The sequence below is a fragment of the Nocardia sp. NPDC004415 genome, from assembly GCF_053602435.1.
Window position 1 is genome coordinate 1 of sequence record NZ_JBSGDP010000066.1, and the last position, 11668, is coordinate 11668.

General features: G+C 70.4%; 9 protein-coding genes. 2 read left to right on the plus strand and 7 right to left on the minus strand.

Annotation, left to right across the window (positions count from 1 at the left end; all coding sequences use genetic code 11):
• Nucleotides 1-153: 153 nt before the first annotated feature.
• The 5 genes from ACWEMY_RS24605 to ACWEMY_RS24625 form a co-directional block, all read right to left on the minus strand.
• Complete coding sequence (locus ACWEMY_RS24605; RefSeq protein ID WP_452391917.1) at nucleotides 154-2793, minus strand: DUF2339 domain-containing protein; 2640 nt, start codon at nucleotides 2791-2793, stop codon at nucleotides 154-156.
• Nucleotides 2794-2875: 82 nt separating this feature from the next.
• Nucleotides 2876-3547 carry a DUF1707 SHOCT-like domain-containing protein gene (locus ACWEMY_RS24610; RefSeq protein ID WP_375931534.1) on the minus strand — a complete coding sequence of 224 codons (672 nt, stop codon included), beginning with the start codon at nucleotides 3545-3547 and terminating at the stop codon, nucleotides 2876-2878.
• A gap of 49 nt (nucleotides 3548-3596) precedes the next feature.
• On the minus strand, nucleotides 3597-4253 hold the full coding sequence (locus tag ACWEMY_RS24615; RefSeq protein WP_452391918.1) for a response regulator: 657 nt from the start codon (nucleotides 4251-4253) through the stop codon (nucleotides 3597-3599).
• Nucleotides 4250-5443: a MacS family sensor histidine kinase gene (gene macS / locus ACWEMY_RS24620; protein WP_452391919.1), complete on the minus strand. Its 1194-nt coding sequence runs from the start codon at nucleotides 5441-5443 to the stop codon at nucleotides 4250-4252. The genes ACWEMY_RS24615 and macS overlap by 4 nt, the downstream gene beginning before the upstream one ends.
• A complete protein-coding gene (locus tag ACWEMY_RS24625) occupies nucleotides 5424-6665 on the minus strand; it encodes an AI-2E family transporter (protein ID WP_375931543.1) in 1242 nt (413 codons plus the stop codon). Before ACWEMY_RS24625 ends, macS begins: the two co-directional genes overlap by 20 nt.
• A 72-nt stretch (nucleotides 6666-6737) precedes the next feature.
• Here ACWEMY_RS24625 and ACWEMY_RS24630 point away from each other — a divergent pair, with 72 nt between their 5' ends.
• Both ACWEMY_RS24630 and ACWEMY_RS24635 read left to right on the plus strand, forming a co-directional pair.
• Nucleotides 6738-8258, plus strand: coding sequence for an adenylate/guanylate cyclase domain-containing protein (locus ACWEMY_RS24630; protein ID WP_375935541.1), 1521 nt, complete (start codon nucleotides 6738-6740; stop codon nucleotides 8256-8258).
• Nucleotides 8259-8262: 4 nt separating this feature from the next.
• Nucleotides 8263-9342: a lysylphosphatidylglycerol synthase transmembrane domain-containing protein gene (locus tag ACWEMY_RS24635; RefSeq protein WP_375931546.1), complete on the plus strand. Its 1080-nt coding sequence runs from the start codon at nucleotides 8263-8265 to the stop codon at nucleotides 9340-9342.
• On the opposite strand, the gene ACWEMY_RS24640 is transcribed toward ACWEMY_RS24635, so the two are convergent.
• Nucleotides 9339-9695, minus strand: coding sequence for a DUF3054 domain-containing protein (locus tag ACWEMY_RS24640; RefSeq protein WP_452391920.1), 357 nt, complete (start codon nucleotides 9693-9695; stop codon nucleotides 9339-9341). The genes ACWEMY_RS24635 and ACWEMY_RS24640 overlap by 4 nt on opposite strands.
• A gap of 82 nt (nucleotides 9696-9777) precedes the next feature.
• Nucleotides 9778-11364 (minus strand): NTF2-like N-terminal transpeptidase domain-containing protein, encoded by a 1587-nt coding sequence (locus ACWEMY_RS24645; RefSeq protein WP_452391921.1) that lies wholly within the window; start codon nucleotides 11362-11364, stop codon nucleotides 9778-9780.
• Nucleotides 11365-11668: the final 304 nt, after the last annotated feature.

Here is an 11668-nt window from a genome sequence, read left to right on the forward strand (position 1 = left end):
GGGCCAGATGTGTTGGCCGAGAGGGTCTATCGGGGCATGGCGATCGGGAGTCCGGGGCAGGGGGTTACGACACCGGCACCCCTGGGTGCTCCGATCGGTTCGATCAGCGCCGCAGGCATCCGATCAGATCGCGCTTGGGTCGGCCGCACGCGTCTATCGCCCGGGTTCGCCGGGGGTGGAGTCGGCGAAGGCGCGGGCGTAGCGGGTTCCGGTGAGCAGCAACAGGATTCCTACGGCCAGGAATGCGGCCACACGGATGATGCCGGAGAGGGTGGCCAGGTCGAAGAGGAAGAGTTTGGCCAGGGCCGCGGCTGCTACCAGGAGGCCGGAGACCAGGTAGACCTTGGCGGTGGCGGGGGCGGTGGTGAGGCGGCGCAGGCCGTAGAACAGGGCCGTGGTCGCGGCGATCATCCAGATGATGGTGGCCAGGCTGTGGCCGATGATGAAACCGTCTTCGGTGCCGAGGGCGACGCCCAGCGAGACCGCGGTGACCAGGACGTAGTACAGGCCGGCCAGGCTCGCCACGACCCAGGCGGTGGTGACGAGGGTGGTGTCGGTGCCGCGCGGGAGGCGGGCGACGGTCCAGGCCGTCATGATCGCGGTACCGGCACCGACCACCGCGGCGAGAGCGGTCGCGAGGTCGAGGTCCTGGTCGGCGAGACGGTGCAGGCCGAGGGTTTCCGGGGAGGCGATGGTCAGCAGGGTCAGGCCGCCGAGCAGGGCGAAGGCGGTGCCGAGGGCGGCGGCGACCCGGTTGCGGGTGGTCGCGGCGACGGCGAGGAAGGCCAGGGCGACCGTGGACAGGGCGGTCGGCAGCAGGTGCAGGTGGGCGCCGGTGCCGACGACGCAGGTCAGCAGGAGGGTCACCGCGCCGGTCAGCGCGCTGACCAGGGCGGTGTGTGACGGGATGCCGAAACCGGCGGGGACACGCACGAGGGCGGTGGCGGCGAGGCCGAGGAGGGCGGCGGCGAATCCGCCGGTGATGAGCACGGCGGGTGCGCGGTCGAAGAGAATCGCCGCGGCGAGGACGGGTAGGGCTGTGAGGGCGATGGTGATACTGGCGGTGATGTCGGTGGGCCGGTGCCGCACGGCGAGCACCGCGCCGACGAGGCCGACCAGCGCGCTGGCTAGCGCCGCGGTCAGCAGTCCGCCCAGGTTCGTCGCCTCGGTTCCGGAAATGGCGGCGCCGAGGCCGGTCAGGGCGATCATCGCCAGGGTTGCCAGCACCACGGGCAGGGTCCGCGCGATGTGCAGGACGGGCCACTCCCGCCGCAGCTGCACCGGCACCCCGGCCGCCTGCAACACCACCAGGAACCCGAGCAGCGGCAGTTCGGTCGTCAACGCGGGTGAGAGCAGCGCGGCACCCAGTACCACGCCCACCGCCAACGGCTGCGACTGCCAGCGCACGGCCATCCCGACCCCGGCCAGCGCCACCGCCAGCGCTACACCGAGCCCAATGCCCGTCGGCACCCACTCGTAATACCCGGTCACCGCAACAACGTCCAGGTACGCCCCCGCGATACCGGTGGCCACCAACGCGATTCCACCGACCCGCCCACCCGGCCGCCCGAAAACCCGCCACCCAGCGCCGACCAGCCCGACCGAGAGTGCACCCCCCGCAACAACTCTCGCCACCGGTCCGAAGAACCCTGCCTGCGCAGCCAACACGAGCAGCATCAACACACCGATCAAGGTCACCGCCACCCCGGCCACCGCCAACACCCGGGAAATCACTCCTTCCCGCTGCCACCACGGCGTCCGCTCCCCCGGCGCCTGCCGCACCGGCCGCCCAGCGGCCGGTCCCCACCCCAGACCCGCCCCTCGCACCGGCCCACCCGGAACCGCCCAGGCACCAACAGGCCCCGCAGCCCACCCCGGCCCCGGCGGCGGCCCCCACGCACCCCCGCGCACCGGTACCCCGCCCGGCGCCCCCGCCGGCCACCCACGATGGGGCCACCCCGGCGCCACTGGCCCACCGACCCCAGCCGCCCTCGCGCTGGGCGCACCACCCGACAGCCCCGGCGCCGCAGGCCCACCGACCCCGGGAACGTCAGTCGGCCGCCCTGGCACGGCAGGATCGCCGACCCCGGGCACACCACCCGGCAGCCCCGGCGCCACAGGCCCACCAACCCCAGGCACTCCATGCCACCCCGACACAGCAGACCCGCCATCGGGCGAGCCACCCCGACCCTCGACCACAGCAGGCCCACCAGTCCGAGACCATCCCGACGCCGTACCCCGTTGCCGCCCAGCTTGATTCGACGCCTCGTCCCGTGACGAACCCTGCGCCGTTTCCGCGACCTCTGCCGCCGCCCCACGGACAGACACATCCCCGACCCCCGTCGTCGGGCTCACAGCAGCACCCTGCTCGACCGCCTGAGGCTCCCCCAACACCTCACCACTGACGCCAGCCGACTCCGGCCTATCCGTCGCCGGAGCCTCCAGCCTCGACTCCCCCGCCCGCTCCCCGGCCGGAGCGGCCATGGCCGAAGCATCCGCACCGGCCGACATCGGCCGACCCGACGCCGACAGCCCATCCCCCGGCACGGCCGATGTATCCGCAGACCGGGCATCATGTCCCGGTGCCGCACCGACCGCATCGCTGTCCGACGAATCCCCGCGCTCCGCGAGTTCGGCACGCGGTGCGAGGTCTGAGGCGGAGGAGTCGAGCTGTTCCAACTGCCCGCGCAGCACATCCAGGTCACCACCCAATCGCCCCATGTGGGCGCCGAGGGAGGTGAAGTCGGCGGAGAGGCGGGCGATGAGGGCGGGGTCGATGGTGGTGCGGCTCATGTGTTCATCGTCGGCGCGGGGTGGGCGCGGGACATGAGTAGAAACCCCTGGGTGGGGGCAGGTTCCTACCTGAAAGTGGTGGTCAGGCGCCGAGGAAGCGGCGCCACTGGACCATCAGCGGGTATTTCGCGGTGACGGAGCCGAAGCGGATGCGGCCGTGCACGACCAGGTGCAGGGGGCCGATGGGTGGGCCGGTGCGGACCTTGTTGTTGGCGCTGGAGCCGATGAGGTCGAGGCCGTTGAGGTCGACGGTGGCGGCGGCGGGGACCAGCAGGGTCAGGCCGGTGCAGTAGTCGTCGACCTGGATCTCGACGATCTGGGTCTCCATGACGGCCTCGGTGAAGTCCAGGGTGACCCCGGACATGAGGTTGTTGAGGTGCAGTACCGGGGGCACCTGCCAGGGGCCGCGCCGGTGCACGCCGGAGAGCCTGCTGCGGATCAGCGTGGGGTTCGAGCCGCCCGGCGGCACCGGGACGTGCTTCGGGCGGGGCATGGCGGCGGGTTGCGGCGCGCCTGCCACCCGCATTCCGGGCAGGTCGACCAGCACCGCGTTGAGTTCGCCGCGGGTCCTGGCGGCGAGCGCGGTGTCCATCCGTTCGGTGAACTCGCCGAGCGAGAGCATGCCGAGCCCGACCGCGCGTTGCAGCAGCTGGCCGACGTGTTCGCGTTCGGCGTCGGAGACGCGCAGGTCCCGGTCGCCGACGGAACCGGCCGTCGAGGCGCCGGGTACGGAGAGGGATTCGGGACCGCCCATGTCATCGAGGGTAGCGACGAAGCGGGCCCCGGCACATCAGGGCAAACCCCTATTCCAGACCCTGTTCGATCGCATAGCGGGTCAACTCCACCCGGTTGGCCAGCTGCAATTTGCGCAGCGTGGCCTGCACATGGTTCTCCACCGTCCGATGCGACAGATTCAGCCGCGCCGCGATCTGCTTGGCCGAGAGGCCCTTGGCCACCATCCGCAGCACCTCGGTCTCGCGCTCGGTCAGCGAGGGCCGGTGCGGTTCGTCGGCGGCGGCGGGCGCGGTCGCCATCCGGCGGTATTCGCCGAGGACCAGCCCGGCCAGTCCGGGTGTGAACACCGGCTGCCCGGCCGCGGTGGCGCGCACCGCCTCGATCAGCTCGGCCGCCGACGCGCTCTTGACCAGGTATCCGCTGGCCCCGGCCTTGATCGCGTCGAGCACGTCGTCGCGTTCGGCCGAGGCCGAGAGCACCAGCACGCGGCTGGCCGGCGACACACGCAGGACCTCGGCCGTGGCGGTGGCGCCGTTGCCGTCGGTGAGCTGCATGTCCATCAGCACCACGTCCGGCTGGACGGCCGCCGCCCGGCGCGTGGCGGTGCCGACCCCGTCGGCGGTGGCGGGCACCGCGAAACCCGCTTCGGCGAGGTCGCGCGACACGCCCTCGCGCCACATCGGATGATCGTCGACCACCATCACGGTGATCACCGCGTCGGTCATCTGCCCTCCTCTCGGCGCGCCGGACGGCGCGGAATGCGGAATTCCCATTCGGTGCCGAACTCCTCGCCCTCGGTGAGCAGTTCGGCGGTGCCACCGAGCGCGGCGATCCGGCCGACGATGGACCGCGAAACCCCCATCCGCCCTTCGGCTTCGGCGGCCGACAGCCGCCCGGCCGGAATCCCGACGCCGTCGTCGCGCACGCTCACCACCAGCATGTCACCGGTGTCCTCCAGCAGCACATAGGCTTTCGCGCCGGGTCCGGCGTGCAGCTCGACATTCGACAGCGCGGTGCGCACGGCGGCGGCGATCTCCTGGGCGGCGGCGCGGCCGATCGGCACCGGCTCGCCGGGCGTGGCCACCGACACCGCGGGCGTGGCCTGCACGGTGAGCAGCGGTCGCACGTCCACCTCGGCGGCACCGGAATCGGGCCGCGCGCCCTGCTCCGAGATCAGGACCCGCAGCGCCACTTCCTGTTCGCCGGCGCGCTGCGCGAGTTCGGCCGCGGGACCGCCGATCTCACCACCGCGCCGCTTGATGAACGCGAGCACCTGCAACACCCCGTCGTGCACTTCGCGGGCGAGGCGTTCGCGTTCCTCGGCCGCGGCCGTCATCCGCAGTGCCTGTTCGAGCTGGCGCTGGGCCCGGCGCGCGGTATTGGCCGCCAGGCCCAGTGCCAGGCCGACCGAGACCAGCACCGGCGCGGTGGCGTCGCCCCACACGTCCTGGCCCCACTGCTCACGCACGGTCACGACCACGGCCGACATACCCAGCCCCGCGAGCACTCCCGCGACCGGTCCGCGCAGGATGGCCATCGAGATCACCGCGTTGGCGATCCACAGCGTGGTCGGCAGCGTCTGATGTCCGTGGTACCAGCCGTAATCGGCGACCAGCCGGGTGGAGGCGATGAGCAGGACCGTCACCACCTGATCGCCGAAGACCACCCACCCACGAATCCGGCCGGTCGCCTCGGGGAAGTACCACTGCGACAACAGCAGCGCCGAGACCCCCGACCAGATCGCCATCAGCGCGATCAGCACCCAGCTCAGCCGCGGGTGCTGGTAGTACGGCACCGAGGCGATCTGCTGGCCGACCGCGTACAGCAGCGTGACCAGACGGAAAGCCTGGGCGGCCCGCCACAGGGGCGCGGTCGCCGCGTCGGCACTGCTCAGCTCAGCTGTGTGGGTCCGCATCGCCGGACTCGCGCTCTTCGTCCTTGCGCAGGGTGCGGTAGACGTCGAATCGGCCGGGCTCGGGTTTGTCCGGCTCGGCCGAGAACAATCGCCGGTCCTCGCCGCCGGCCAACTCGCCGTAGACCTCCTCCGGGCTGTCGGCGAGCAGATACCGGATCGCGGTGTTGCCCACCGCGATCAGTGGCACCGCCAGCAGCGCGCCCGCGATCCCGCCGACGACCAGGCCCGCGGCGATCGCCAGCACCACGGCCAGCGGATGGATGCTCACCGCCCGGCCCAGCAGCAGCGGTTGCAGCACATGGCCTTCCAGCTGCATCACCGCGATGATGATGCCGAGCACGATCAGCGCCGTCACCAGGCCCTTGGTGACCAGCGCGATGAACACCGCGACGAACCCGGCGAAGAACGCGCCGATGATCGGGATGAACGCGCTGATGAACACCAGCGAGGCCAGCGGTAGCGCCAGCGGCACGTGCAATATCGCCAATCCGGCGCCGATGCCGATGGCGTCGACCGCGGCCACCACGACGGTGGCGCGCACGAACCCGACCAGCGTGCCGAAGCCCAGTTCCCCGGCGGTGCGGACCTTGTCCCGGTGCGCGGTGGGGATGATCCGGGTGACGAAATGCCAGATCTGGTCGCCGCCGTAGAGGAAGAAGATCAGGATGAACAGGATCAGGAACGCGCCGGTGAGGATGTGCCCGATGACGGTGGCGGTGGTGAGCGCGCCGCTGGTCAGGCTCTCGCGGTTGTCCTGGATGGTGCGCACGATGGTGTCGCCCGCGCTGCGGATCTGCTGATCGCTCAGGTGCGGCGGGCCGTTGATCAGCCAGTCCTGCACCTTGTGGACGCTGTTGGTGACCTCGTTGGACAGCCCCGGCACACCGTCGACGAACTGCTCCACGACGAAGGTCATGATCCCGGCGAGCAGCCCGATCGAGCCGACCAGCGCCACGAACACGCCCAGCCCGCGCGGAATCCCCACCCGCTGCATCCAGTCCACCAGCGGCGCCAGCAGCGCGGCCGCCAGCAGCGCGATCGCCAGCGGAATCACCACGGTCGCGAACTTCTGTACCAGCATCCCCACCGCGAGCAATGCCGCGAAGATGACCAGCAACCGCCAGCTCCAGGCAGCCGCTTTCCGGACCAGCGGATGAACGGCCTCGGCATCGGCACGCCACAGCGCCGACGCGGTCGCGGAATCTGCCTTCTGGTCGGTCACTCGAGAGAGCCTATCGGTCCGAACGCTAGATTGGTGGTCGTGTCGGCGCCACTGGAAGCGGTCAAACAGACCATGCGAACGCGCTGGCCGCTGTATCTGACGTCGATACTGCTGGCCAACGCGTTCGGCGCGGTACTCGTGTGGGCGTTCATCCAGTACGGGCTGCCGGTGCCCGAGGGAGATCCGACCGGGGTGCGCCAGACGGGGCTGCTGGCGCCGGTGCTGGTCTTCGGGATCGCGGCGATTCTCAGTATCGTCGCCGCCGCGCTGATGCTGCGGCCGGTCATGCGCTGGCAGATGCGCGGGGGCCCGCCGAGCAGGCGCGAGCAGATGGCGGCGCTGCACGTGCCGCTGCGCCAGTCGATCGTGCACCTGGTGCTGTGGATCATCGGCGGCGGCATCCTGGCCGGGCTGATCATCGCCGAATCGCCCGAGCTGGGCGGGGCGGTGATCGTCACCGAGTGTATGGCCGCGACCATCGTGTTCGGCTTCACCTACATGCTCGGCGAGCGCATCCTGCGCCCGGTGGCCGCCGAGGCGCTCACCGAGGGCACCTTCGACCACACGCTGACGCCCGGCGTCGGCACCCGGATGGCGATGACCTGGGGCATGGGCACCTTCGCGCCGACCATCGCGATCGTGCTGCTGTGCGTCACCCAGATCTCCTCCGACGTGAAATTCTCGGCCAACTCGCTGGCCATCTCGATCCTGCTGCTGTGCGGTGTGGTGATCCTGCAGGCGCTGGCGCTGTCGATGCTGACCGGTTCCTCCATCTCCGACCCGGTACGGCAGCTGTCCCAGGCCATCAACCGGGTGCAGGGCGGCGCGCGCGACGTGCAGGTGGAGGTCTACGACGGCTCCGAGATCGGGCTGTTGCAGGTGGGCTTCAACCGGATGATGGAGGAGGCGGCCAAGCGTCGCAAGCTGCAGGAACTGTTCGGTCAGCACGTCGGCGAGGACGTGGCGCAGCGGGCGCTGGACTACGGCACCGAACTGGGCGGTGAGACCCGGTTCGTCGCGGTGCTGTTCGTCGACATGGTCGGCTCCACCGCGGCGGCGGCCGAACGCCCGCCGACCGAGGTCGTCAGCCTGCTCAACGAGTTCTTCCGGGTGGTGGTCGACGTGATCGACAGCCACCACGGCTTCGTCAACAAGTTCGTCGGCGACGCGGCGCTGGCGATCTTCGGCGCCCCGCTCGACCGCCCCGACGCGCCCGGCGCCGCCTTGGCCGCCGCCCGCGATCTGCGCGAGGCCCTGCGCGAGGTGACCAGCCTCGATGTCGGCATCGGCGTGTCGGCCGGACTGGCCGTCGCGGGCAATATCGGCGCCGCGAACCGCTTCGAATACACCGTGATCGGCGACCCCGTCAACGAGGCGTCGCGACTCACCGAACTGGCCAAAGATCATCCCGGCCGCGTCCTCGCTTCGGGCAGCGCGCTGTACTTCGCCGACGAAAGCGAGCAAGACCATTGGGAGACCGGCGACGAGGTCCAGCTGCGTGGCAGACGCAGAAAAACCCGCCTGGCCTGGCCGAAGAGCTCGACCCCCGGGCTCGATGTAGTGCCGGGAGAACAGGTTCGTTCGTTAGGCTGAGATCGTGACGGCCGACGGCGACCTAGCGGGCGAACCCGCCCTGCCCGCAGCCGGGCGCCGACGGTTCTGGTGGGTGAAGTGGGTGCTCGGGGTGGCGCTGCTGGCGCTACTCGTCGGCGAGGGGGCCTATCTCTGGCCGCGGCTACACGAGTCGTGGCGCACGCTCACCGAGATGCACTGGGGCTGGCTGGTGCTGTGTATCGCACTGCAGGCCGTGTCGATGAGTGGTTTCGGGCGGGTGCAGAAGCAGCTGCTGCACGCGGGCGGGGTGGATGTCAGCCAGCGCAAGTCGGTCTCGGTGGTCTACGGCGCCACGGCCATGTCGCTGACGCTGCCCGCGGGCCAGGTGTTCTCCACCGCCTTCACCTACCGCCAGACCCGTCGCTGGGGTGCCAGCCCGATCGTCGCGTCGTGGCAGCTGGTGTTCTCCGGCGTGGTGGCCACCGCGGGGCTGGCGCTGCTCGGTATCGCCGGGGCCGCGCTGGTCGGCAACCGGATCGGGTTCAATCTGATCGCGTCGCTGGTGGCGCTGGCCGTGGTGCTGTTCGTCGGCAACTATCTGGCCCGGCATCCCGGCACGCTCGAGGCGCTGCTGCGCCGGGTCCTCGCGCGGGTCAACCGGATGCGCAAGAAGCCCGCCGACCACGGCATCGCCAAGCTGGCCGAGATCAGGGCCCAGCTCGAGTCGGTGGATCTGGGCAAGAAGGACGCGGGCCTGGTCGGGGTGTGGGCGCTGGTGCACCGCTTCGCCGACGTGGCCTGTCTCGGCGCGGCCTGTTTCGCCATCGGCGCCGACCCGAAACTGTCCGGGCTGCTGATCGCGTTCGCCGCGGGCAAGGCGGTTGGGTCGATCCCGTTCGCGCCCGGCGGCATCGTCTACGTGGACGCCACCCTCATCTACGGTCTCACCGCGGGCGCGGGCCTGCCCGCCTCGCAGGCGGTGGCGGCCGCGTTCATCTACCGGCTGGTGAGTTTCATCCTGGTGGCGATCGTCGGCTGGATCGTGTTCGCGTTCCTGTTCCGCACGCCGCACGCCGACGACGAAGCCCTCGAGGCCGAGTTCAAACAGCAGCGCAAGATCTAGCGCAGCGCGGTGATGGCCGCACGCCAGCCGAGCAGGAACAGCGCGAGCACGCAGGCGGCGACGATGACGAAGCTCACCGCCACGCCCTGCCCGCTGACCGCGCGCAACGCCATCCCGCCGACGAGGGTGCACGCCCAGATGACGATCCCGCCCGGCCACAGGCTGGTCGCGTCGAAGCGCGAATCACGCGCCAGGAACATCGCGACCGCCCAGCCGAGGAGCAACCCGATCCCGAAGGGCCACACCGTCTTCAGCAGCCCGGCCAGCACCGCCTCGTCGTGACTGCGCCTCCCGATCGCGCAGAAGACGATCACCAACACAGCATCGACGATGAACGGCGCGAATCTCTTCACCCGAGCAGCGTAACCGTTGTTGATCTAGATCGAGATCGGGTCGATACCCACTGACCAGTGTGCATGCCGCCGACGCGGGGGCTCAGGGCTCCGGGGTCGCCAGCGACTTCAGCAGGACCGAGGCCAGGCGTGAAGTGGCGTCGCCGCTGTCGACATCGGCGATGTGCACAGCGAAGACCAGATCGCCCATGGTGGCCAGCAGCCAGCCGTCGTTGCCGCCGGTCGCCGCGAACGCGGTGACATCGCGGAACCCGCGCAGCGCCGCCGTTTCCGGCTTGCCGATGCCCTCCTGCATCATGGCGCGCAGCCGGTCGACGGCGGGCTGTTCGAGCGCGGGGATCGGAGTGTCGGTGGTGCTCGGATGACCCGCTTCGATCATCGGCGGCACCACCGAGCCACGCGAGATCGCGGCCGCGGCGATCGCCATCCCGAACGGGCTGGCCAGCACCGCGTCCGAGCCCGCGCCCTGACGCACCTGCTCGGTATTGCGGCCGGGCGCGCTGATCCGCCCGGTGACCTCGTCGAGGCCGGGCACCTTGAAGTCGACGCCGACGCCGAGCGAGGTCGCCGCGTCGGCGGCTTCCTGCTCGGTGACGTCCTGCGGCGCCTTCTTCAGCTTCGCGGCCGCGACGGCACGGAACAGGTCCATGGTGCCGCCCGCCGGGTACAGCCCGGTGAAGGCGATGGGCCCCTTCTCCGTGGCGTAGGAGTTCTGCGCGACGGCGACGACCGCGCCGGTGGACGGCTGGATCGCCACCACACTCGCGGGCGTGCCCACGCTGACCACGGCGTCCTCGGCGGCACGCTGCAAGCGCTGGTCCATGGTGGCGGCGATGTCCGGACCGGCCGGGCCCTGGTAGCCCGCGACCTGGTTGACGAACTTGCCGTCGGCTTCGAAGATCTGCACACCCCAGCCCGCGGTGGCCTCGAGGCTGGACTGCCACACCTTGGCGAGCGCGTCGAGCATGGGCGACCAGGTCCGGCGGTCGGCCGAGATCAGCTTCGGCTGCTTCTCCATCACCACGCCGGGCACCTTGGCCATGCGCGGCTCCAGGATCGCGAAATCGCCTTCGCGCAGGTTCACCGCGACGACCGGCTGCCCCTGCGAGGCGGCCAGCTTCTGCATGAGCGCGGGACCGGTGATCAGCGGTGCGACCGGCTCGATGGCGTCGGCCAGCGCGTTCGTCGATCCCACCAGGTCGCCGGTGCGGCTCGGGTCGATCTTGATGACATTGATGGTCTGCTCGGTCATCAGCGGCTCACCGGCCAGGTCGACGACCTTCGGCGGCGGCTTGGCCGTGGTGCGCACGAGCTTGACGGTGCGGTTGTCGGCCAGCTGCGGCATGATCACCGCCGGGTCCCAGGAGATGCGCCAGCCGATGGCGAGCTTGCGGACGGTGCCCTGGAGTGTGTAGGTCCAGTCCTTGCGCTCCCCGAAGTTCCAGCCCACATCCATGCTGAAGATGGCCGACTGCGCGTCGAGGTCGATGACCTGGGTCTTCTCGTAGTCGACGGTGCCCGACTCCAGACCCTCGAACATTTGCTTCATGGTTGCGGACGCGGCGGCGGGATAGGACGTCAGGTCGGCGGCCTTGGTGTAGTCATGGTCGTCGAGCAGATCGGTGAACCGCTGGACAACCGTCTCCGCCTCGCTCGGCTTCCCACCCACTCCGCACGAGCACACCGCGAGGGCGAGGGTCGCAACCCCCGCGATCGCCATTGCGCCCCGGACGCGAAAGCGGCGGGATCCCCACACATCCATATCGCCCACTCTTCACTCTTGCCACTCCGGTAACAAATCCACCGTACCGGAAGTTGACCCGTCTCCGATGCCCCGGTAACACGGGACGCTACTAGACCTCAGCACCTCGATTGTGCCCGAAATCTCGCCCGATGAGGACTACATTTCGAACCTCGCCCAGCCAGTGGCAACATCTGGCGCGCTAACCGTACCGGCGGGCGCGCCCAGTTGT

Excerpts from the sequence above, each read along its gene's own strand:
- ACWEMY_RS24605 (WP_452391917.1), bottom strand. The coding sequence starts at position 2,793 with ATGAGCCGCACCACCATCGACCCCGCCCTCATCGCCCGCCTCTCCGCC.
- ACWEMY_RS24610 (WP_375931534.1), bottom strand. The coding sequence starts at position 3,547 with ATGGGCGGTCCCGAATCCCTCTCCGTACCCGGCGCCTCGACGGCCGGT.
- ACWEMY_RS24615 (WP_452391918.1), bottom strand. The coding sequence starts at position 4,253 with ATGACCGACGCGGTGATCACCGTGATGGTGGTCGACGATCATCCGATG.
- macS (WP_452391919.1), bottom strand. The coding sequence starts at position 5,443 with ATGCGGACCCACACAGCTGAGCTGAGCAGTGCCGACGCGGCGACCGCG.
- ACWEMY_RS24630 (WP_375935541.1), top strand. The coding sequence starts at position 6,738 with ATGCGAACGCGCTGGCCGCTGTATCTGACGTCGATACTGCTGGCCAAC.